The following is a 22,366-nucleotide window of genomic DNA, read 5'->3' as shown; positions in this document are numbered from 1 at the left end:
CCCGGCTCGCGGCCACCGCCGCGGCCGCACTGGCCACGGTGGCCGTCACGAGCGCACCCGCCGAGGCCGCGCAGACCACCGACGTCCGGATCATCGCGTTCAACGACCTGCACGGGAACCTCGAACCGCCGTCCGGGTCGAGCGGGCGGATCACGCTGCCGGACGGGTCCAAGGTGGACGCGGGCGGCGCGGCCTACCTCGCGACGCACGTCAAGCAGCTCGAGGCGCAGGCGCGCAATTCGCTGGTGCTGTCCGCGGGCGACAACATCGGTGCGTCGCCGGTGATCTCGGCGCTGTTCCACGACGAACCGACCATGGACTTCCTCAACGAACTCGGCGTGAAGGCGTCCGTGGTGGGCAACCACGAGTTCGACGAGGGCTACCAGGAACTGCTGCGCATGCAGTTCGGCGGCTGCAACAAGACCGACGGCTGCCAGTTCCGCAAGACCTACGACGGCGCGCGCTTCCCGCTGCTCGGGTCCAATGTGTACTTCGACAACGGACTGCCCGCGCTGCTGCCGTTCAGCATCCAGTACTCCGGCGGTGTCCCGATCGGCGTGATCGGCGCGACGCTCAAGGACCTGCCCTCGGTCGTGACGCCGGAAGCCATCAAGGGCCTCAAGTTCGGCGACGAGGTCGAGGCGATCAACCGCACCGCGAACATCCTCGACCGGCTCGGCGTCAAGGCCCAGGTCGTGCTGCTGCACCAGGGCGACGAGGCGCTGCCCGGGGCCGGACCGGACGACTGCAAGGTCCAGCCGGACGGCCCCGCCGCGACCATCGCGAAGAACGTGACGCCGAAGGTCGACGCGATCTTCACCGCGCACAGCCACCAGCAGTACAACTGCGTGCTCAACGACCCGGCGGGCCAGCCGCGTCCGGTGATCCAGGGCGCGTCGTTCGGCCGGCTGCTGTCCGTCGTGGACCTGAAGATCGACCGCCGCACGCGCGACGTGGTCCGGGCGCAGACCAAGGCGCACAACGAGATCGTCACCCGCGACGTCACGCCGGACCCGGCCGTCGCGAAGCTCGTCGACGAGGCCAAGACGAAGGCCGCGCCGATCGCGAACAAGCAGGTCGGCACCATCACCGCGGACCTGCCCGCGGCGGGCGGACCGTCCGGCGAGTCGCCGCTCGGCGACGTGATCGCCGACGCCCAGCTCGAAGCCACCAAGTCCAACAACGCGGTGATCGCGATGACGAACCCCGGCGGCATCCGCGCCGACCTCACGTACAAGTCGTCGTCGGCGGGCGAGGGCGACGGAGTCGTCACCTACGGCGAGGCGTTCGCCGTGCAGCCGTTCTCGAACATCATGCAGACGATCACGCTCACCGGCGCGAACCTGAAGAACGTGCTGGAACAGCAGTGGGGCCAGTCCGGCGGCACCAAGATCCTGCAGATCTCGAAGTCGCTGCACTACACGTACTCGGCTTCGGCCCCGGTCGGGTCGCGCGTTTCGAACCTCACGGTCAACGGCACGCCGGTCGACCCGGCCGCCAAGTACCGGGTGTCGGTGAACAACTTCCTCGCCGCGGGCGGCGACGGGTTCACCGAGTTCACCAAGGGCACCGACCTGTCGGGCGGGCCGGTGGACCTGGACGCGTTCATCGCCTATCTCGGCGCGCACCCGGGCATCGCTCCGCCGCCCGCGGACCGGATCACCGCTACCCCGTAACCCGGCCGCGGTCAGGAGCCCTCGCCCACCCGGGCGGGGGCTCCTCTCGTTTCTCCAAGACAGCGCGGCGGAGGCGGGGCACGATGGTCGGCATGGCGATGACCTGGGACGACGTGACCGCGTGGGCGCAGGAGGAGCTGCCGGAAACCGAGGTGGCGACCTGGTACCGCACGCCCGCGTTGAAGGTGGCGGGCAAGGGTTACGCGCGGCTGCGCACCGAGGCCGAAGGCGGGCTGGTGCTGTTCGTCGGGCTCGACGAGAAGGCCGCGCTGCTCGCCTCCGGCGATCCGGCCTTCTTCACCACGCCGCATTACGACGGGCACGGCTCGGTCCTCGTGCACCTCGACCGCGTCGATCCGCAGCAGCTGCGCGAACTGCTCACCGAGTCCTGGCGGTCGAAAGCCCCGGCGCGGCTCAGCAAATGACGACCGGCCGCGGCGAATACGTCGTGCTGCGGCTTTCCTCGCGGACCTCGCCGCCGCTGGCCAGGTCGTAGAACACCCGGGTGTCGCTGACGGTGAACCCGGACGCGCCCGGCGACGCGTGGCACTGCCCGTCCGGGCCGGGCCCGACCCGCACCGGCGGCGGCACCTGGTTCGAGGGCGCACCGCCGCGGCCTTCGATCCGGAAGTGCTTGGTGCCCCAGATCTTCACGGTCACCGAGCCGCCGCTGACGCTCGCCTGGATCGCGAACCCGGTCGGATCGTTGCTGGCCAGCTTGAGGTCCACGGCGTTGCCGGAACTGTCCACGGCGATCGCGTCGCGGCCCGCCGGGTAGCGGTCGACGAAGTGGTCGTGCGCCGCGTGGCCGCCGTCGCCGAGACCGGCCAGGTAGGCCGCGTTGTACAAAGTGGACGAAAGCTGCGACAGCCCGCCGCCGGGCACCGCCGGTCCGGTGCCGTCCTCGTCGACCGGCGCGGACGCGTAACCGCCGCCGCGATAGTCGTTGAGGCTGAACGATTCTCCCGGCTTCACGACCACACCGTTGATGCGCCCGGCGAGCGTGGCGACGTTCGCCGCGGCCGGGCCGCTCAGCCCGCCGGTGGTGTACTCGCCGACGACCTCCTTGATGCCCAGCGCGTTCGCGCCGTCGGTGGTCAGCTTCGGATGCTTCTGGTCGTAAGCGACCGGCAGATCGCGGCCGGCCGGCTTCGCGAGCACCTGGGTGAGGGTCTTGAAAGTATTGGCCCAGTTGATCTTTCGCCCGTCCTCGGACGGCGTGACCGCGGGGACGCCGGAGTCGAGGCTGATCTGCGCGTCCTTGCTCTCCGTCTCGGTGGACGCCAGGTCCGGCTGGACGGCCGCGCGCAGCTTCTCCTGGTCGATCCGCAGTTCGAGACCGCCGCCGCCATTGGGCTGGAACTGGAACGACGACGCGATCGCGGACGGCTGCAGCGTGCTGTCCTTGCCCTGTCCGTGCAGCACGACCGGCGCGGAGACCGCGGGCGCGACGACGGTGTCCAGCAAGCGGTGCACGTCGGCGGAGGTGGTTTTGGGCGGGGTCACGGCCATCTTCACGGTGACTCCGCGCGGCGAAAGCCAGTCCGCCACCACGGCTTGCACCGCGGCCTGGACGTCGGTCAGCTCCTGGCCCTGCCTCGGCTCGACCGCGTACGCGGTGACCCCGTTCGCCTCCTTCGGCGTGAACCCGATGGTGCCCTCGACGAGCGGATGGTTGAGTTGCTTCCCGGCGAGCTGCTGGACCGCGTCGGTGACCTCGAGCTGGTCGCTGCGCGTCACGACGCCTACCTCGCGAGTGGTGAAAAACGAGAGCAGCCGCGTGACCGGGCTCCACGGCTGATGCCCGGCTTGGGCGAGCGTGCCCGGCCAGTCGAGGCCGAGGCCGGAATCCGCGGGCACGAGCGTCGCGGTGACGTCCCCGGCGTGGATCGGCACCGGACGGGTCAGCCGGGGCTGGAGTTCGCTGTGCAGCTTGGCTTCGGCCTCGGCGTACGAGAGCCCGCCGACGTCGATCCCGGCCACCTGCACGCCGCGCGGCACGTCGCCGGCGCTGGTCATCAGGTCGATGGTGTAGAGCAGGACAAACAGACCGAGCAGGCAGCCGACGATCATGAACGTGCGGCCGACGCGTTTGCGGAAGCGGCGAAACGGCGTGTCCGGCGGCGGGGGCGCGTCGGCCACCGCGAAGATCTCCGTGGCCAGGTCGGGTTCGCCGGCCGGGGCGGGGCCGTCGAGCAGGTCGCCGCTCAGCAGGTCGTCGGCGAAAGACGCCGACGAACGGTCTTCCTCACGCAACGCCTGCCTCCCCTGGTACGGGAGCTACAGGTACAGCCCCGTGCCGTGTTCGGTCCGCTCCGTGGCCACCGCGTGGATGTCGCGTTCGCGCATCACCAGATGGCCTTCGCCCTGGATCTCGACCTCGAGCTGGTCCTCCGGGTTGAAGAGAACCCGGTCTCCCTGCTTGACGTTCCGCACGCTGTTGCCGACACCCAGTACATCACCCCACATGAGCCTGCGCGCGACTTGTGCGGTGGCGGGAATCACGATGCCGCCGCTGCTGCGGCGCTCGCCTTCCTCCTGCGACAACCGCACGAGAACGCGGTCGTGCAGCATCTGGATCTCGAGCTTGGGCGTGTCCGGCACGCCAGCCATGCTACTGACCGGTTGCCGGGGCCTTGGGCTCGCCCGCCATCATCAGGCTCAGCGTCTTGCCTCCTCCGTTCTCGAACCGCACCGGCACGCCCCAGTCCTGCCGGGTGATCCGGCACGCCGGGTGCTCGCCGCCGTCGTCGCAGCTCGCGGCCTGCGCCACTACCTGCAAGACACCTTCGGTCGCGTCCTCGGCGAACTTGATCCGCCGAACGAGATCAGTTCCGACCCCGGCCCCGTCGGCGAGCAGTTCCGGCGGCGACGCGGTGATCTCCAGCCTGGTCGAAGGCCCGTAGCGCTCGTCGAGCTTCTCGCCCGGCGGCGGGGTGAAGACGACGGAAAACTCGATCTCGCCCGGCGCGAGCACGGTCGGCGGACGCCGCACGGCCTGCCGGGTGCCCGCGACGGCGGTCGCCTGGCCATTGCCCCCGAGCGGGGTAACCCGGTTGCCCGCCGACTCCACGACGTACAGCTCGCCGTCGTGGCGCACCAGGCCCTGCGGTTCGGCGAAGCCGGTCGCCAGCGTCGTGACGTCGCGGGTGAAGGGGTCGTAGCGGCGGATCGCGCCGTTGTAGGTGTCGGCGATCGCGACGCGGCCGTCCGGCAGCACGGCGAGGCCGAGCGGATGCTGCAGCAGCGCCTGGTCGGACGGGCCGTCCGCGTGGCCGAAGGTGAACAGGTCCGTGCCGACCGCGGTGTGCACGGTGAACGACTCGCCGGCCGGTTCGATCCAGCGCAGGGCCGAGGTTTCCGCGTCGACGAGCCACAGCTTCTGGCCGTCCACGGCGAATCCGGACGTCTGGGCGAAGAACGCTTCGTGCACGTCACCGTCGCGCAGGCCCTCGACAGTGGTGCCGGCGAACCGGCGGATGGCGCCGGAGACCGGGTCGAACACGCTCAGCGTGTGGTTTCCGGCCATCGCGACCACGACGCCGCCCGCCGGGGCCCACCACGTGACGTCCCATGGGCTGGTCAGGTCGATGTCGAGCGCCTTGCCGGTGTCGGTGCCGTCGCGCCACTGTTTCCCGGTTCCGGCAACGGTTTTCACCTCGCCGGTGTTGAGGTCCAAGCCGCGCAGGCGATGCCCGGCGGTGTCCGCGACGATCGCGTGGTACCCGGCGCGCTCGGCGACCTCGTTGGGCAGCAAGGCGATTCCGGACGGTTCGGCGAACTGGGCCAGGTCGAACGGCCCGTCCTGCGTCCCGCGCACGCCGCTGCCGAAGCGGCGGATGACGGTCTCGCCGTCCGAGGCGAACTCGACGATGGAGTGGTGCCCGGTGTCCGCCACGAGGACCCGCCCGCCCGCGGTGACCACGGCCTTGCTGGGGAAACGCAGCTCCGTGCGCTGTTCCTCGACCGGCACGTACGGGCTGCCGCCGCGCCGGAGCGTGCCCTTCGCCTCATGCTTGGCGACGAGGTCGGCGATCACGCGGCGTAGCGCTTCGCCGTGGCCCTCACCGGCCGCGACGTGCACGACGTAACCCTCGGGGTCGACGACGACCAGCGTCGGCCAGGCCCGTACGGCGTACTGCGACCAGAGCTCCATCTTCGGGTCGTTGACCACCGGGTGGTGCACTTCGTACCGGCGCACGGCCGCCTCGATCGACGTGCGCTCGCCCTCGCGGCTGAACTTCGGCGAGTGCACCCCGACGGTGACCAGGACGTCGGCGAATTCCTGTTCCAGCGGACGGAGTTCGTCGAGCACGTGCAGGCAGTTGATGCAGCCGCTGGTCCAGAAGTCCAGCAGCACCACGCGTCCGCGCAGTTGTGCCAGAGACAGCCGGTGGCCGCCCGTGTTGAGCCAGACGTCGCCGGTCAGCTCGGGCGCGCGCACGCGGGCTTGCCGGGCTTGCGGTGAGGAAGTCACGGGAGGAGTGAACTACATCCGGTGACGCAGTGTTCCGTCAACCACGGCTGGAGAGAAGAACCTCACCCCGGCGAGGGAGCTCATTCCGGCGAAAAAGGGCGCGCGGGCGCGGCCCGGCGCTACGTACGCTTCGGGCATGACAAACGTTCAGCCGGCCGAAGCCTTCACCGTGGAGGAGGCCCGCGTCCTTCAGCAGAATCTCGGCGAGCCCTTGCGGCCTGGCCTCACGCCCGCCGAACTGAGCGACGTCGAGGACCAGTTCGGGTTCACGTTTTCCGACGACCACCGGATTTTCCTCAGCGCCGGGGTGCCGGTCGGCGACCGCTGGCCGGACTGGCGCCACGGAGACCCGGACCAGCTGCGCAAACGCCTGGACTGGCCGGTCGACGGCGTCCTGTACGACGTGGAGAACAACGACCTGTGGCTGCCCGAATGGGGCAACCGGCCGCGGTCGATGTGCAACGCGCTGGCGGTCGCGCGCCGGCACCTGTCGACGGTGCCGCAGCTCGTGCCGGTGTGCGGGCATCGGTATCTGCCCGGGACGGCCGGGGAATCCGGGTATCCGGTGCTGTCGGTGTATCAGACCGACGTGGTCTATTACGGCTGGGACCTGCGCAGTTACCTGCGGCACGAGTTCGGCGGGGAGCCGCTGGGGGAGGAACCCGCGAACGTCCGGGTCGTCGAGTTCTGGTCGCGGTTCGTGGAGTGAGCGGTGTCTTTGGCGCCGGCTCCGCCGGCGCGGCGGGATCGCCTTCAAGTCGGCGTCTGGCGGGAACGACGCACCCGGCCGGGGGCCGTGCACGCCGCTCCCGCCAGACGCCGACGCGATCCCGCGTTCGGGTCCGGTTGGGTGGCGGTCTTTGGCCGGTTTGGGTCAGACCAGGTCCGACGCCGACTTGAAGGCGATCCCGCACGCGTCGGCGGAGCCGGCGCCAAAAGCACAGATCAGGACTCCCTCCGCAGCATCCGGCTGACGCCCGCCGCGACGGTCGTCGCGAGGATCCAGCCGGACGCGGTGAACCCGGCCGCCACCCAGTTGTCCGCCCCGTGCATGTACCAGCGCGACTTGTTGCCGAAGTCGACAATCGGCACCAGCAGGTCGGCCGTGTAGATGACCGGGTTCCATTGCAGACCGGAGTCCTGCTGGTTGACCAGGCAGCGCGGACCGCTCGTCATGTAGCGGCCGGTGTGGTCGTTGACGCAGTCGTCCTTGCCCAGGCCGAACCACAGGCTGCCGAGCACCAGGAGCGTGAACAGCCAGCCGAGCGCGCGCACCGGACGGAAGCCGTAGCCGACCATCGAGCGTTGCAGCCAGCTCCAGACGCGGACGCCGGGGCCGAAGAACTTGAAGCCCTTGGCGAGCGCCTCGTAGCGGAACTGCTGCTTTCTGAGAGCGACCGTCGAGGCGTGCTCTTCGTTTCCGGCCGCGCGCAGGGTCGCGGCGAGCTGGTCGTACGGGCCGGGGCGGTAGCCGCGCATTGCCTTGCGCAGCAGCTCGATCCGATGGTCCAACGCTTTGTCGTCGTCGAGCGCGATACCATGTTTCAGCGCGTCGTAACGGAAATCCTCGAGTTCGAGACCGTCGGTGGCGTTCCAGATCTCCTCGTTGTCGGCCAGCGCACCACAATGCGCCCTGCGCAGCCGCACCGACCCCGTCGGCGGCTCGGCGGGGGACAGCACGAACTCGTCCGCCGTGACGTCACTGGCGTCGAGCGCGATTCCGTGCGGGGGAAGGGATCCGAGCTTCGCGCCGTTCATGTCGAGCCTGCGCGCGATCTGTGCGCCGTCGAGGTTCACGCCGCCCTCAGCCAGGAACGGACGGTCTTTGTCCTCGGTCAGCACGAGGTCACGCCCGATCCTCGCGGTGCGGATGTCGAGCGAGAAGCTGCTCGATTTCCGTTGCCCGGGCTCGGTCAGCAACGTGCCGTACATGTTCACGCTGCCGCCGATTTCCGCGCCCTGGAGCCTCAGCGTGCCCTGCAGCGTCGCGTCGGTGAGCTGGAAATTCCCGGAGATTTTGGCTCGCCGGGCGGAAAACACGTCGCGTCCCGGGTGGAGGAACATCGAATTCCAGGCGAGGAAGTTGCCGCCGACCGTGATGTCCGCGAGCCGCAACTGCCCGATCGGCACGCGAAGGTTGGTCGCCTCGATGTCCCCGCCGATCGTGGACCCGTCGAGGTGCAACGCCCGGTCGTAATACGGCGTCGCCCGGCCGCGCACCATGGTGATCTCCGCGCCGGCGAGCCGCAGCGAACCGCCGATGCGCGCGTTGACCATGCGGAGTGTGCCGAACGCCCGGAGCCCGTCGGACAACTCGAGATTGCCGTCCACCTTGAGCCGGTCCGCGACCAACGCCGGCCGCGGATCGAGGTACGGATCGCCGGACTTCCAGGCGTCCACGACGATCGGCCCGCGCTGATCGACCTGAAGACGCGCCTCGCGCATGACGATGTCACTGTCCACAGTGGCGCTCGGGAGGTAGAGGACTCCCTTGGCGGAGAACCGTTTCCGTTCACTGGCCGGACCGTAGTTGTCGACCTCGCACAGCAAGCTGCCGCCGATGTGCAACCCGTTCCCGTTGAACGCGAAGCCGTCCGGGTTGTCGAACGTGGCCCCGGAAAAGTTGACGTTACCGCCAGTCCGCATGCCCGGCAGGCGCACCTCGCCCTCGGCGACCATGCGATAAGCGAGCAGGGCACCAGTGATCACCAGCCGGTCGCCTTGAATGGCCTTGCCGTGCGGATGCTTGATCGTGGTCCGGGTGAGCACGACCGACCCGTCGATCACCGCGTCGGTCAGATTGACCGCGGCGTTGGGCATCCCGCGCTCGCGATCGTCGCCGCGCTGCACGGTGGTCGTCTCCTGCTCGAACCCGTCCGCCGCGATTTCCACGACACTGCGCACCAGCCGCACGTCATTCCGGCTGCGCAAATTTCGCGCCCTGAGCCCAGGCAGCCAGCATTTCCGGAAAACGAGCCCGAGAAGCGTCGCCTCCCGCACGTCCGGCGGATGCTCGAAACGGCACCGCTCGAATTGGAAGAGAAAATTGAGATCGGCGGCGCGAAGATCGAGCGTGCCGGTGATGTAAGCGTCCTCGACCAGCACGATCGGCGCGTTGGTGGCCTGCCGTCTCCAGCGAAGAATGCCGGTAGTACCGGGTTTGAGCAGGTCCGCGGCCTTCACCTCATAACGCTTGTCGGGAACCCCGGCAAACGGATCCAGCGGCGGCAAGGTCGTATCGGTCGGCACGAGCCCCTTCTCCCCACGATCGTTCGGCCCTCAGGGAATCGGATCAACGGCGGATGAGCAAGGGGCCGGGTGGAGTAGTGCGTGGCGGTGACTACGGAGCGCGTTTAGATGACTACTTATCTGCGCCGCTCCAGCATGGCGCGCTCTGCCGAGTTCGGCCGTTGAGCAGCGTCGACGCGCGTCCAGGTCGGGATGATTGCCCAGGTCCGCCCTTTCGACGGCAACCAACCACCCGCATCGGTCGATCTTGTCCGAACGCGGGTACATGCCGGTTCGCGCCTGCTAGAGTCACTTCCCGAAGTTGACCGAGAACAGAGGGTAGGCCGCACCCAGGAACCGCGGCCCGTGCGGGGAGGCACGACATGCCAGACGGAATGAACAGCGGGCTCCAGGGCGTCATGAACGAGATCACGTCGACCGCCCCGACCGTTCCTCCGCCAGGATCTGGACTCATCCCGGGAGCCAACGCGGCCGCGCCGCCGCCCCAACCGCCGGACTACGAGGCACTGGGCAAGAAGCAGGCCTCGGCCGACTTCGCCGCCGCGTCCGGAAACGCGGGCTGGGAATTCGACCCGGCCGCGATCGACGACGTCATCACGACCTTGGAAGACAGCCTTGACGGCGATCATCAGGTCGCCAAGGAAAAAGCCAAGATACTGATGCAGATCGTCCCGCCGGGAGCAGAAGTCGGAAGTCAAGGCTACGCCGATGTGGCAAACAAATCAGGAGTGGCGTACAACAGTTTCCTGACGGGAGCGATTAACTACATCCAGGCGTACGTCGATACCTTAAAGCAGATTCGCACCGCATACCAGAACAACGACCAGAACGCCAAGGATCAGCTTCGTGCTGCTGGAAAGGTTGACTAATGCGCTCCCGTAATTCCCTAGCAGCGCTGATCACCGCAGGCACTCTCGCGTCGATCGCAGCGTGCGGCGGGCCATCTCACGGCACCGCGTCGCCAACGTCTCCGTCCGACACCGCTCCCGCTACCTCGCAGAACCTCGCCCCTAAGGTCGACCAGCCGATCAACAACACGTCTGCGGTCGAGACCGATCCCTGCTCCGCGGTCAGCACCGCCACCGTCGAAAGCGCCGCCAGCAAAGTCAAGAACTCCCGGACCAACACCTCCAATCTCGGCAACACCTGTGTCTGGATCTTCGACAACAGCGGTGGGAACGTCAGTGCCGGTGTGGTGACCGCGAACAAGCAAGGCATCAATGCCCTCTACATCCAGAAGTCCCGGGGCGGCCTCACCACTTTCAAGCCCCAGCCTCCGATCTTGGGCTACCCCGCCGTGGTCTACGACAACGGCGGCGAGACCGAGGGGTCCTGCAACCTCGCGGTCGGCATCCGAGACGACGTTACGTACACAGTGATCGCTCAACTGCGCCACGACAGCCCGGTCTACAGCGATGCCTGCGGAATGGCGACCAAGATCGCATCCGCGGCCATCACGCATCTGAAGGGTCAATGACATGACCTACAGCGGATGGGAGATTTACACTAAGATTCATGACCCGGGTGATACCTCGACTCTGGACGGCGCGCGTGACGCGTCCAGCGGGCTCAAGACCATCCACGAGAACGTAGTCCGGACCCTGACCGAGAGCCAGGCGAAGCTCAACGCGTTCTGGAAGGGCAAGGCCGCCGACGCCGGCACCGCGGGCCTGACTCCGTTGATTCAGAGTTCGCAGATCGTCGCGGAAAACATGGACCGTGCGCACCGCTCCATGCAGGAGCAGTCCGACGCGTTCAGCTACGTCATGCAGCACGCCCGTCCGGTGGCCAAGGACCGGCCGAATGACCAGAAGCTGAGCGACTACGTCTCGATCGGGGCCAGCGACGACGAGAAGGCCGCGGCGCAGTTCGATTCGGATACCAAGTTCAACGTCGAACTGTACGAGCCCTATTACCAGAGCACGCAGCCGCGCAAGTCCACATTGGCGCCAAACTATCCGGCCGCGCACGACCCGAATGTGTCGGCGACCGGGATCACTCCCGATCCGTCGACGCCTGGGACCGCTACCGGGCGGATTGGCTCCGGGGTTGGTCACCACTCGTCCGGCGGTACGGCGCACAGCTACGGCGGCGGGTCGTCGAACAACTACAGCAGTGGGCCCAGTACCTACTCCGCTCCTCCCGGGGCCGCGGGCATGCAGGCACCTCCGCCGCCTGGGCACGGCGGGGCCGTTACGCCGCCCGTGCCACCGCCGAATGACACCACTCGGGCTGCCTGGGCTGATCCCACTCCGCCTACGCCTCCGCCGACCTGGCAGCCACCTGCGGTATCGCCGGGTGGTGGGAATCCGGGGACCGGCGGAATGAGCGGCGGGTTCGGGCCGGTCGGCTTCGGGCCCACCAGCGGCGGCGGATTCGGCCCGGGCGGGTCCGGGTCCGCCGGATCCGGCGGCGCGGGCAGTGGTGCCGGCCCGCGAGGTATTGGCGGTGGTGCCGGACCGCGAGGTGTTGGCGGTGGTACTGGTGCCGGTGCGCTCGGCGAGGGTGCGACGGCTCGGCCTGGTGGCGCTGGCGCGGCCGGAGCGAAAGGCCAGCCCGGGATGGGCGGCATGGGCGGCGGCAAGGGCGGCAAAGGCCCCGAGGACGAGGAACACCAGCGCAAGATCCTGCTGGCCGAAGAGGACCCGGATTCGATTTTCGGGGGTTACGACGGCAATCGGCCTACACCGCCGGTTATCGGGGCTTAGCGGAATGGCAGGGGGGGAGGAAAAGCGGTGCTGCGCAAGCCCGTTGAGCTGAGCCTGCAGACCTTCGAGGTGCTGCTGGAGCGGCTGAATCTCGGAGACATCCACCCAACGCTGGTCCGTGGCGCGCTGTGGTATTCGCCCGAGGAAAGGCGGCAGCTGGCCGCGGACACCGACCGCGAGTTGCACAATGTCGGACTGATGCAGCGGGGGCGTCTCGTCGACGAATTCGTCGAGACAATGCATTTACTGCAGCGACCGGGTATCGAGTACTACTCGTGGGTCAAATCGGAACGCGGCGAGCGGACAGTGCGTGCCGCGGCGAGCGGGCGGGACGCGGCGACTGTGGTTGCGGTGAACCAGAAGCTGTATATCGCGCCGTGTTCGGCGGATACGTTGGTGCGCGAGTTCATCGGGCTGCTGCCGGAGGCACCGGCGGCGCGGGTTCTTTCGCTTAACTGTTCCGACGAGGATTTGAACCTGGTCAAGAGCGGACAGAACACTGGACGGTCTAGTCCGAGTATCCGCGACGCCAAGCAGGTTCTGCAGTGGCTCGAGAAGCCGCACACGTACTTCGGGCGGCTGTACGTCGCGGTCCGGGACAGTCGCGGGAAGCGGCGGCGCAACGAGAATCCGCCGGGGTGGGCGGATATGGAGGAGGGGCGGATTCTGTTCGGAGTGGACAAGTCCGGATGGATCAGTCTCGCCGGGGCTGGGCCGCAGGAGATGGCGAAGAAGGTGCAGCAGGTGGAGAACGAGTTGCGTGCTGGGCGTTGACCCACCCTGCATAAAAGAGGCCGCCCGGAGAATCCCCGGGCGGCCTCCGCGAACCTCAAGCGTTCGGGTTCAGCACTCGGGCCAAGAACGCCTTCGTCCGTTCATGCTTCGGGTCCCCGATGACCTCTTCCGGAGAACCGGACTCCACCACCACGCCGCCGTCCATGAAGAAGACCTTGTCGGCTACCTCGCGGGCGAACTGCATTTCGTGGGTGACCACGACCATCGTCATGCCGTCCTTCGCCAGCTGCCGCATGACGCCCAGGACGTCGCCCACCAGTTCTGGGTCCAAAGCGGACGTCGGCTCGTCGAAGAGCATCAGCTTCGGCTGCATCGCCAGTGCTCGCGCGATGGCGACCCGTTGCTGCTGACCGCCGGAAAGCTGGCCGGGGTAGGAACGCGCCTTGTCCGCCAGGCCGACTCGTTCCAGCAGTTCGAGCGCCCGTTCCCGGACCCGCGCCTTCGGCTCGCCGCGAACCTGGATCGGGGCCTCCATGACGTTTTCCAGTGCCGTCATGTGCGGGAACAGGTTGAACCGCTGGAACACCATGCCGATGTCCTTGCGTTGGGCCGCGATTTCCTTGTCCCGCAGCTCATGCAGGCGACCGCCGCGTTCGCGGTAGCCGACTAGCACTCCGTCGACATACAGGCGGCCCGCGTCGATTTTCTCCAGGTGGTTGATGCAGCGCAGCAGGGTGGACTTGCCGGAACCGGACGGGCCGATCAGGCAGAGCACCTCTCGCTCGTGCACTTCCAGGTCGATGCCCTTCAGCACGTCGAGCGAGCCGAAGCTCTTGCACACCTTTTGCGCGGAAACAACAGGAGTCACGCTCGCGCACCTCCGCTGCCACCGCGGCCGAAGCGGTAGCCCAGCATTCGCGCTCCCCACTTGTTCTTCTGGGCGGTCGCCCGGGACGTGCCCCGGGCGAAATACCGCTCGATGTAAAGCTGGATGATCGTCAGCACCGACGTCATGAACAGATACCACGTCGCCGCGACGATCAGCAGCGGAACCGTTTTGTAGTTCTGCGAGTAAATCGTCTGCGCCGACACGAACAGCTCGAAGTATCCGATGACGACCACCAGCGACGTGGTCTTCAACATCGAGATGGTCTCGTTGCCGGTGGGCGGGATGATCACCCGCATCGCCTGCGGCAGGATGATCCGGCGCAGGGTTTTGCCCCGGCTCATCCCCAGCGCGGACGCCGCTTCGAGCTGGCCGCTGTCCACGGACTGGATGCCGCCGCGGACGATTTCCGCCATGTACGCCGCCTCGTTGAGGCCGAGGCCCAGCAACGAGGCGACGAACTGGTTGATCAGCGTGTTCGTGTCCCAGCTGATGAAGGTCGGCCCGAACGGAATGCCGAGTCCGATCTTCGAATACGCCAGGGCGAGGAAGTTCCAGATCACGAGCTGAGTGATCAACGGCGTGCCGCGGAACAGCCAGATGTACACCGACGCCGCACCCGACATCAGCAGGTTCGGCGACAGCCGCATCACCGCGAGCAGCACGCCGCCGACGATGCCGATGATCATCGAGAGCACCGTGAGCAGCAACGTGTTCTTCAGGCCGTTGAGAATTCGGTTGTCGAAGAGGTACTCGCCGACGACCGGCCACTGCAACGCGGAATTCGTGACGACGCTGCGGATCACGATGAACGCGAGGAACAGGATGATCACGCCGGCGATCCAGCGTCCGTAATGCCGGACCGGGACCGCCTTGATCGGGGTGGTGTCGACCTCCTGCCGGGAATCGGCGGGGCCGGGGGAAGTGGACACGAGTAACTACGTCCTCAATTTCTTCAGGAAACGTCCGGATGCGTCAGGAAGCGGACGGGTTGATCTCCGACTTGGTGATGGCCCCGGAACCGGACAAGCCCCACTTGTCCAGGATCTTCTTGTAGATTCCGGTGTCGATCAGCTTCTGCACGGCACCCTGCACCGCCTTGGCGAAGTCGCCGCTGCCCTTCGGCAGCACGATTCCGTACGGCGCGGTGTCGTACGGCTCGCCCGCGGCCTCCAGCTGACCGTTGGTCTGCTTCACCGCGTAGTCGATCACCGGCGAGTCGGCCAGCTCGGCCTGCACGCGCTTCGCGGTCAGCGCCAGGTTCACGTCGGTCTGCGCCTGGAACTGGGTGATGTTGATCGGCTGCTTGCCCGCCTTGGTGCACGCGGTGTTGCGCTTGCCGAGGTCGTCGACCTGCGTGGTGCCCTTCTGCACGGCCACGTTCTTGCCGCACAGGTCGTCCACCGACAGTTTGTCCGGATTGCCCTTGAGCACCGCGAGCGAGGTGCCCGCGCGGTAGTACGAGATCATGTCGACGGTCTGCATCCGCTCGGCGTTGATCGTGAACGACGAGATGCCCATTTCGTACTTCTTCGCCGAAATACCGGGAATGATGCCGTCGAACGCCGAGTTCTGGAACTCCGTCTGCACGCCGAGCACCTGGCCGATCGCGGTGCCGAGGTCGACGTCGAAGCCGGTCGCCTTGCCGTTTTCGACGAATTCGTTCGGCGGGTAGGTCTGGTCCTGGCCGACCACGATCTTGCCGTCGGCCTTGATGTCGGCGGGCACCTGCGCGGCCAGCGCCGCGTCCTTCTGCGCGGTCGGCGCGCTTTCGGTGCCGCCGGGAGCCTGGCTGGAACCCGCGTCGGTGCCGCCAGATCCGTTGCCGCCCGCGCCGCACGCCATCGTCATGCCGACCAGCGCGAAAGCGGGGAGAAGGGCGAGTGCCTTCATTTGCTGTCCTCGGGCCACTTCGTCACTCCTCGTAGTTCTCAAGGGCTGAGAGCTGGCATATTGCCACTCGCGAGCGGGTATGCCCAGCACTGCTGCGTCACGGGGAAGTTTCGCACAGGACTTGCCGGAAGACGGGTGTCCCGGCCGCCCGGCGCGGTAAGCCAGGATGTCCCCCATGAACAGCAACCCCGGACCCCGGCTGCCGCCAGCCGGACGACGTGCGCGAACGGTGAAAGGCCGCCGCGCGGCCCGGCCCGGCGCGCAGTTCGACGGCTACCTCGCCCCGGAGCGGCCGCACGCCGGCGCGTACGACGAGATGTTCGCGCCCGACGGCACGGTCCGCGCCCCGTACCGGGCGCTGTACGGCTCGATCGCCGCGCTCGACGCCAGCGACCTCACCAACCGCTCGCAGGCGCTGGACCGGGCGATGGTGGACCAGGGGATCACGTTCTCGCTGTCCGGCCAGGAACGGCCGTTTCCGCTCGATCTCGTGCCCCGCGTCATCCCGGCGACTGAATGGACCCGGCTCGAACGCGGCGTGACCCAGCGGGTCCGCGCGCTGGAGGCGTTCCTCGCCGACGTCTACGGCGACCGGCAGATCCTGCGCGACGGCGTGCTCCCGCGCCGGCTGATCACCTCGTGCGAGCACTTCCACCGCGAGGCGTACGGGATCAAACCGCCCAACGGCGTGCGGATCCACGTGTCCGGAGTGGACCTCGTCCGCGACGAAGAGGGCACCTTTCGCGTCCTGGAGGACAATCTTCGCAACCCGTCCGGCGTGTCCTACGTGATGGAGAACCGCCGCACGATGGCACGCGTGTTCCCGGACCTGTTCGCGCGGCACCGGGTCCGGCCGGTCGGTGACTACGCGTCACATCTGCTTCGCGCACTGCGAGCGGCGGCCGCGCCGAACGTCGCGGACCCGATGGTCGTCGTGCTGACTCCGGGCGTCTACAACTCGGCCTACTTCGAGCATTCGCTGCTCGCCCGGCTGATGGGCGTGGAGCTGGTCGAAGGCCGCGACATGTTCTGCCGCGACAATGTGGTCTACCTGCGCACCACCGAGGGCGAACGGCAAGTCGACGTCATCTACCGGCGGATCGACGACGACTTCCTCGACCCGGTGCACCACCGGCCGGACTCGGTGCTCGGCGTCGCCGGCATCCTCAACGCGGCCCGCGCGGGCAACGTGGTGGTGGCGAACGCGGTCGGCAACGGCGTCGGCGACGACAAGCTCGTCTACACCTACGTGCCGGAGATGGTGCGTTACTACCTGAACGAGAAGCCGATTCTGCCCAATGTGGACACCTACCGCTGCTGGCTGCCCGACGAGTTCGACTACGTCCTGCAGCACGCCGACGAACTGGTGATCAAACCGGTCGAGGGCTCCGGCGGATACGGCATCGTCTTCGGCCCGGACGCGTCCAAAAAGGAGCTCGACGCGTTGCGCCGCAAGGTGCGCGCGAACCGGCGCGGCTGGATCGCGCAGCCGGTGGTGCAGCTGTCCACCGTTCCGTCCAAGGTGGACGACCGGCTCGCGCCGCGGCACGTGGACCTGCGGCCGTTCGCGGTCAACGACGGCAAGGACATTTTCGTGCTGCCCGGCGGGCTCACCCGGGTCGCACTGCCCGAGGGCAGTCTCGTGGTCAACTCGTCGCAGGGCGGCGGCTCGAAAGACACCTGGGTGCTCGCGTCGCGGTCTTCGACCTCGGAGCAGGAACTCGACCGGCCCGCGCTCGGCGACGTGTCCGTTGTGGACGGTGTCGCCGCGGAGCAGGGTCCGGAACTTTCCACGTCGCAGCAGCAACAACAGCAACAGCAGAGCTGAGGGAGGGAAATCATGATGCTGGCCCGCAACGCGGAGTCGCTGTACTGGATCGGCCGTTACGTCGAACGCGCCGACGACACCTCCCGCATCCTGAACGTCTCGGTGCATCAGCTGCTGGAAGACGCGAGCGTCGATCCGGACCACGTCAGCCGCCAGCTGCTCGCCGTGCTCGGCATTCCGTTCGACGCGGGCGAGGCGCTCGACGTGTGGAAGCTGACCGAGCTGGTCGCCTACGCGCAGGACAATCCGTCGTCCATCGTCGGCTCGATCAACTCCGCCCGGGAGAACACCCGCGGCGCGCGCGAGGTGGTCTCGACCGAACTCTGGGAGTGCCTGAACGCGACGTGGAACGCGGTCCCGGACCGCCAGCGGTACGCCCGCCGCGCCGGACCGCACGCCTTCCTGTCCTTTGTGGAGGAACGGGCGGCGATGTTCGCCGGGCTCGCCGATTCCACGATGAGCCGGGACGACGGCTGGCTGTTCCTGGTGCTCGGCCGATCGGTCGAACGCGCGGACATGGTGGTGCGCTTGCTGCTTTCACGAGTGTCCGACCGCGCCTCCTCGCCAGGCTGGATGACCGTGCTTCGTTCCGCCGGCGCGCAGGACACGTACCTGCGGACGAACCGCGGCGCACTTGACGCGGCGCGCGTGGTGCAATTCCTGCTGAGGGACACGCTTTTCCCGCGTTCGGTGTTCCACGCGCTGCGCCAAGCGGAGGACTGCCTGCGTCAGCTGGATCCGGGAATCAACGCGCGAGGCAACGAAAAGTCCGAGGCCGTCCGGCTGCTCGGCCGAGCCCGCAGCGAACTGGAATTCCTCCACCCCGCGGCACTGCTGGACGACCTGCCGCGACGGCTGCGCGGACTGCAGGAAGCGATCAAGGAAGTCGGGGAAGCAGTGTCCATTCAGTACTTCCACACGTCGCCGTGGGTGGCGTGGAGCGGTGCGGAGGTGTCTCTGTGAGCTGGCAACTGCGGGTGACGCACCGCACCGGCTATCGGTACGCGACGCCGGCCACCCAGTCGTACAACGAGGCCCGGCTGACCCCGCGTTCGGACCGGCGGCAGACCACTTTGGCCACGCGCATCGAAACCACCCCGGCCACCCGGGCCTATCGCTACACCGATTACTGGGGCACCGACGTCACGTCGTTCGACCTGCACGCGCCGCACACCGAGTTCACCGTGCTCGCGACGTCCGTGGTGGAGACCGCGGACGAAGCGGAACCGGTGCGCTCGGCGACGTGGAAGGACCTGAAGAGCGAGACCGTCCGCGATCAGCGCACGGAATATCTGACGCCGACGCCGTACACGCCGAACGACCAGGAACTGTCCAAACAGGCCCGTGCACTGCGCAAAGGACTCGACCCGGCGGACGCGGTCCTCGCGATCTGCGGCTGGGTGAACGAGCAGTTGAAGTACCAACCCGGCACCACCGGCGTGCACAGCACGGCGACCGATGCGTGGCGGGCGCGCGAGGGCGTGTGCCAGGACTTCGCGCACGTTTCGCTGGTGATGCTGCGGGCGATCGGCATTCCGGCGCGGTACTGCTCGGGGTACCTGCACACCAAGCCGGAGGCCAAGCTCGGCGAGAAGGTGGAGGGTGAAAGCCACGCCTGGGTCGACGTGTGGACCGGCGGCTGGTGGGCGCACGACCCGACGAACGCGATCCCGGTCGGACCGCGGCACGTGTGGGTGGCGACCGGCCGGGACTACGCGGATGTGGCTCCGTTGAAGGGCATCTTCACCGGAGCCAGTCAGTCCACTTTGGATGTTTCAGTGGAACTGACTCGGATGGCGTAGTCACGCGGTCTGGCGGCGGCGCGAAACCGCCAGCAGCCACAGCAGGTACCCGCCGCCCAATGCGGCCGCGACCACGCCCACTGGCAGGAGTGAAGCGTCCAGCACGCGCTGGCCCACGAAGTCCGCCGCCAGCACCAGCACCGCGCCCATCGCCGCGGAGGCGAGCAGGTTCGGTCCGGGGCGCTGGGTCAGGCGGCGCGCGAGCTGCGGTGCGGCAAGGGCGACGAACGGGATCGGCCCGGCCGCGGCGGTCGCGGAGGCAGCCAGCGCGACCGCCGCCAACAGCACCACCGCACGTACGCGCGGCACCGCGACCCCAACGGCGACCGCGGCGTCGTCGCCCATTTCCAGCATGCGCAGCGCGGGCTGGTGCACGAAGAGGAACGGCGCGAGCACCACGACGGCCAGGCACAGCGGAATGAAGTAGTTCCAGTCACGGCCCGCCAGATCACCGGTCAGCCAGCCGACCGCTTGTGCCGCGGCCTCGAGTTTCGCTTGCACCAGCAGGTAACTGTTCACCCCGCCCAGCACCGCGCTCACCGCGATGCCCAGCAGCACCAGCCGGGAGCTGAGCAAACCGTGCGGCGCGCACAGCGCGGTGACCAGCAGGGCGGTGAGCAGGCCGCCCGCGACCGCGCCGACCGAGACCAGCCCGGGGCCCGCGCCGAACAGCAGGATCATCATGATCCCGCCGGTCGCCGAGCCGGTGGTGAAGCCGATGATGTCCGGGCTGCCGAGCGGGTTGCGGGTCACCGTCTGGAAAACCGTGCCCGCCAGCGCGAGCGCGATGCCGACGAAGATCGCCACCAACGCGCGCGGCAGGCGGCCGGTGACCACCAGGTACTGCGCCTTCGTGCCGGATCCGGCGAGCGTGCGCAGCACTTCGAGCGGCGACATCTCGTAATCGCCGGTGCCCACGGCGAGCACCAGCAGCACCGCCGCCGCCAAGGTCAACAGTCCGACGACCACCCACGTCCTCATCGCCGCACCGCCTTCAGCCGCCGCGCCACGATCACGAAGGCGAGGCCGCCGATCACGTCGGTCATCACGCCTACCTGGATTTCGCCGTTGCCGCCGAGCAACCGGCCAAGCACGTCGCAGCCGAGCAGCAGCACCGGTCCGAGCAGCGCGGACAACGGCAGCACCCACCGTTCGTCCTGCCCGACCAGCGCGCGCACCACATGCGGAATCATCAACCCGACGAAGGCGATCGGCCCGCACGCCGCGGTCGCGGTCGCCGACAGCAAGCCGACCGCGACCATGCCGGCCGCGCGGGTCAGCGCCGGGTTCGCGCCGAGACCGCGCGCGCTGTCGTCGCCGAGCGCGACTGCGTTGAGTGGCCGGGCGAGCACTCCGGCGAGCACCACCGCGATCAGGAAGAACGGCAGCAGCCCGGCGAGGCTGTCGAGGTCCCGGTTCACCAGCGACCCGACGAGCCAGTACCGCATCTGGTCGAGGCTGTGCGTGTTGATCATCTGCATGCCCTGGTTGATCCCGACGAACACGGCCTGCACCGCGACCCCCGCGAGCACCAGCCGCAGCGGGCTCACCGAGCCGCCGATCACCGTGACCAGGACCGTTCCGGCCAATGCGCCGAAGAAGGCGAACCACACCAGCTGCTGCGGCGAGGACACCGAGAACACCGCGCCGCCCAGGACGATCGCGACCGCGGCGCCGTGGTTGATGCCGAGCAGACCCGGGTCGGCGACCGGGTTGCGCGTGATCGCCTGCAACAGCGCGCCAGCCAACCCGAGCCCGACGCCGACAGCCAGCCCGAGCAGCGTGCGCGGCAGCCGGTCGTCGCGGATCACCACGTCTTCGAAGGTGCCGCTGTAGGAGAACAACGCGTGCCAGACGCTGCCGAGCGGCAACCGGTTGGAGCCTAAGGCGATGGACAGCACCACCACCGCGACCAGGGCGACGAGCGCCGCCACCAGGACTGTCGCGCGGACGCCCCAGCGCCGGGATGTGACGCGCTCCCCAAGCAGGACCATGGCATTCACCCTAAGGCAAGGCTAACCTCAGGCCGTACCGCACCCGATCCTCCGGAGTTCCGATGACCCTCTCCCCGGCGCGGCTGTCCCGCCGCGGTTTTCTCGCCGGCACCGCAGCCGCGGGCACCCTCGGCCTGCTGAGCGCCTGCGGGTACCAAGACGACCAGCCGGCTTCCGGCGGCGGCGCGACGTGGTCGTTCACCGACGACCGCGTCCGCAAGCTCGAAGGCCCGCGTCCGGAGCGGATCGTCGCGCAGGTGACCGCGGCGGCCGCGCTGTGGGACTTCGGCGTGAAATCGGTGGGCATCTTCGGCCCGTCTCGGCTCCCGGACGGCAAGACCGACCCGCAGGCCGGCGGCATCGACCTGAAGTCGGTGACCTCGCTGGGCAACGTCTGGAACGAGTTCAACTTCGACAAGTTCGTGTCGTTGAACCCGCAGCTGCTGGTCAGCGTGATGTACCTGAAGCAGCAGATGTGGTACGTGCCGGACACGATCGCGGACAAGGTGGACAAGGCCGCGCCGAGTGTCGGCATTGGACTGCAGGACATCGCGATGCCGCAGGGGATCGCGAAGTTCGAGGCGCTGGCGAAGGCGCTGGGCGCGAACGTCGCGACGCCGGAAATCCAGCAGGCGAAGGAAAAGTACGAGGCCGCGGACGCGAAGTTCGCCGAAGCGGTCAAGAAGACGGCCGGGCTCAAGGTCGTGCTGCTCTCCGCGCAGAAGGACACGGTGTACGTGGCCAACCCGGCGAAGTTCGCGACCTCGAAGCACTACCAGGACAAGGGGATGCACTTCGTCCTGCCGGAGAAGCCCGACGAGAGCCAGGGCGGCTACTACGAGCAGGTGAGCTGGGAGAACGTCGGGAAGTACTCCGCCGACGTGATCATGTACGACTCGCGCGGCGGTTCGCTGTCGCTCGGCCCGGACGGGCTCGGCGGCGTCCCGACCTGGCAACAGCTGCCCGCGGTGAAGGCGGGCAGGCTGATCCCGTGGAACAACGAGACGCCGTTCTCCTACCAGCGGTTCGCACCCGAGCAGACCCGGGTCGCCGACGCCTTGGCCAAGTTCTCGTGAGTGCCTGCGCCGGTTCTAACCGGCGCAGGCGCTCACGAGGGA

20 protein-coding genes are annotated in these 22,366 nt (G+C 68.2%); 11 read left to right on the top strand and 9 right to left on the bottom strand.

Annotated elements, in window-relative coordinates; all coding sequences use genetic code 11:
- On the top strand, positions 1-1,676 hold a 1,676-nt coding region (locus L942_RS23950), incomplete at its 5' end, for a bifunctional metallophosphatase/5'-nucleotidase (protein ID WP_037364399.1).
- Positions 1,677-1,759: 83 nt separating this feature from the next.
- On the top strand, positions 1,760-2,101 hold the full coding sequence (locus tag L942_RS23945; RefSeq protein WP_051166180.1) for an MmcQ/YjbR family DNA-binding protein: 342 nt from the start codon (positions 1,760-1,762) through the stop codon (positions 2,099-2,101).
- On the opposite strand, the gene L942_RS23940 is transcribed toward L942_RS23945, so the two are convergent.
- Genes L942_RS23940 through L942_RS23930 form a run of 3 tightly spaced genes read right to left on the bottom strand, consistent with a single transcriptional unit; the run spans position 2,091 to position 6,120 of the window.
- Positions 2,091-3,932: a VanW family protein gene (locus L942_RS23940; RefSeq protein ID WP_037364398.1), complete on the bottom strand. Its 1,842-nt coding sequence runs from the start codon at positions 3,930-3,932 to the stop codon at positions 2,091-2,093. The two genes, L942_RS23945 and L942_RS23940, sit on opposite strands and share 11 nt — an antisense overlap.
- A gap of 24 nt (positions 3,933-3,956) precedes the next feature.
- Positions 3,957-4,289, bottom strand: a complete 333-nt coding sequence (locus L942_RS23935) for a GroES family chaperonin (RefSeq protein ID WP_009085068.1) — start codon at positions 4,287-4,289, stop codon at positions 3,957-3,959.
- Between the two features lies 1 nt (position 4,290).
- On the bottom strand, positions 4,291-6,120 hold the full coding sequence (locus L942_RS23930; protein ID WP_037364396.1) for a thioredoxin-like domain-containing protein: 1,830 nt from the start codon (positions 6,118-6,120) through the stop codon (positions 4,291-4,293).
- A gap of 169 nt (positions 6,121-6,289) precedes the next feature.
- Here L942_RS23930 and L942_RS23925 point away from each other — a divergent pair, with 169 nt between their 5' ends.
- Positions 6,290-6,862, top strand: coding sequence for a hypothetical protein (locus tag L942_RS23925; RefSeq protein WP_037364395.1), 573 nt, complete (start codon positions 6,290-6,292; stop codon positions 6,860-6,862).
- Positions 6,863-7,098: 236 nt separating this feature from the next.
- On the opposite strand, the gene L942_RS23920 is transcribed toward L942_RS23925, so the two are convergent.
- Complete coding sequence (locus tag L942_RS23920; RefSeq protein ID WP_037364394.1) at positions 7,099-9,402, bottom strand: hypothetical protein; 2,304 nt, start codon at positions 9,400-9,402, stop codon at positions 7,099-7,101.
- 362 nt (positions 9,403-9,764) lie between these two features.
- Between L942_RS23920 and L942_RS23915 the strand changes: the two genes are divergently transcribed.
- The 4 genes from L942_RS23915 to L942_RS23900 are packed head-to-tail and all read left to right on the top strand — an operon-like array spanning position 9,765 to position 12,884.
- Positions 9,765-10,271 (top strand): PE domain-containing protein, encoded by a 507-nt coding sequence (locus tag L942_RS23915; RefSeq protein WP_037364393.1) that lies wholly within the window; start codon positions 9,765-9,767, stop codon positions 10,269-10,271.
- A complete protein-coding gene (locus L942_RS23910) occupies positions 10,271-10,879 on the top strand; it encodes a DUF3558 domain-containing protein (RefSeq protein ID WP_037364392.1) in 609 nt (202 codons plus the stop codon). Before L942_RS23915 ends, L942_RS23910 begins: the two co-directional genes overlap by 1 nt.
- A gap of 1 nt (position 10,880) precedes the next feature.
- Positions 10,881-12,110: a hypothetical protein gene (locus tag L942_RS23905; protein ID WP_037364391.1), complete on the top strand. Its 1,230-nt coding sequence runs from the start codon at positions 10,881-10,883 to the stop codon at positions 12,108-12,110.
- Positions 12,111-12,137: 27 nt separating this feature from the next.
- Positions 12,138-12,884 carry an ESX secretion-associated protein EspG gene (locus tag L942_RS23900; RefSeq protein WP_037364390.1) on the top strand — a complete coding sequence of 249 codons (747 nt, stop codon included), beginning with the start codon at positions 12,138-12,140 and terminating at the stop codon, positions 12,882-12,884.
- 55 nt (positions 12,885-12,939) lie between these two features.
- Here the strand turns inward: L942_RS23900 and L942_RS23895 are convergent, their stop codons facing one another.
- From L942_RS23895 to L942_RS23885, 3 genes are read right to left on the bottom strand one after another with little or no spacing between them, the layout of a single operon-like run.
- Positions 12,940-13,713: an amino acid ABC transporter ATP-binding protein gene (locus L942_RS23895; RefSeq protein ID WP_037364389.1), complete on the bottom strand. Its 774-nt coding sequence runs from the start codon at positions 13,711-13,713 to the stop codon at positions 12,940-12,942.
- Positions 13,710-14,663, bottom strand: a complete 954-nt coding sequence (locus L942_RS23890; RefSeq protein WP_037364387.1) for an amino acid ABC transporter permease — start codon at positions 14,661-14,663, stop codon at positions 13,710-13,712. The genes L942_RS23895 and L942_RS23890 overlap by 4 nt, the downstream gene beginning before the upstream one ends.
- Positions 14,664-14,706: 43 nt before the next feature.
- Complete coding sequence (locus L942_RS23885; protein ID WP_037364386.1) at positions 14,707-15,624, bottom strand: ABC transporter substrate-binding protein; 918 nt, start codon at positions 15,622-15,624, stop codon at positions 14,707-14,709.
- A 166-nt stretch (positions 15,625-15,790) separates the two neighbouring features.
- Between L942_RS23885 and L942_RS23880 the strand changes: the two genes are divergently transcribed.
- From L942_RS23880 to L942_RS23870, 3 genes are read left to right on the top strand one after another with little or no spacing between them, the layout of a single operon-like run.
- On the top strand, positions 15,791-17,452 hold the full coding sequence (locus L942_RS23880; RefSeq protein ID WP_037364385.1) for a circularly permuted type 2 ATP-grasp protein: 1,662 nt from the start codon (positions 15,791-15,793) through the stop codon (positions 17,450-17,452).
- A gap of 15 nt (positions 17,453-17,467) precedes the next feature.
- Positions 17,468-18,415, top strand: a complete 948-nt coding sequence (locus L942_RS23875) for an alpha-E domain-containing protein (RefSeq protein WP_037364443.1) — start codon at positions 17,468-17,470, stop codon at positions 18,413-18,415.
- Complete coding sequence (locus L942_RS23870) at positions 18,412-19,254, top strand: transglutaminase family protein (protein WP_037364384.1); 843 nt, start codon at positions 18,412-18,414, stop codon at positions 19,252-19,254. Before L942_RS23875 ends, L942_RS23870 begins: the two co-directional genes overlap by 4 nt.
- Here L942_RS23870 and L942_RS23865 read toward each other — a convergent pair whose 3' ends face one another.
- Together L942_RS23865 and L942_RS23860 are read right to left on the bottom strand one after the other, a co-directional pair.
- On the bottom strand, positions 19,255-20,235 hold the full coding sequence (locus L942_RS23865; protein ID WP_037364383.1) for a FecCD family ABC transporter permease: 981 nt from the start codon (positions 20,233-20,235) through the stop codon (positions 19,255-19,257). It lies immediately after the preceding gene.
- Complete coding sequence (locus tag L942_RS23860; protein WP_037364382.1) at positions 20,232-21,248, bottom strand: FecCD family ABC transporter permease; 1,017 nt, start codon at positions 21,246-21,248, stop codon at positions 20,232-20,234. Before L942_RS23860 ends, L942_RS23865 begins: the two co-directional genes overlap by 4 nt.
- A gap of 62 nt (positions 21,249-21,310) precedes the next feature.
- On the opposite strand from L942_RS23860, the gene L942_RS23855 reads away from it, so the two are divergent.
- A complete protein-coding gene (locus L942_RS23855) occupies positions 21,311-22,324 on the top strand; it encodes an ABC transporter substrate-binding protein (protein WP_037364380.1) in 1,014 nt (337 codons plus the stop codon).
- Positions 22,325-22,366: the final 42 nt, after the last annotated feature.

Source organism: Amycolatopsis orientalis DSM 43388 (assembly GCF_000411975.1).
Lineage (GTDB): Bacteria > Actinomycetota > Actinomycetes > Mycobacteriales > Pseudonocardiaceae > Amycolatopsis > Amycolatopsis orientalis_D.
This window is presented reverse-complemented; position numbering and strand designations above follow the sequence as displayed.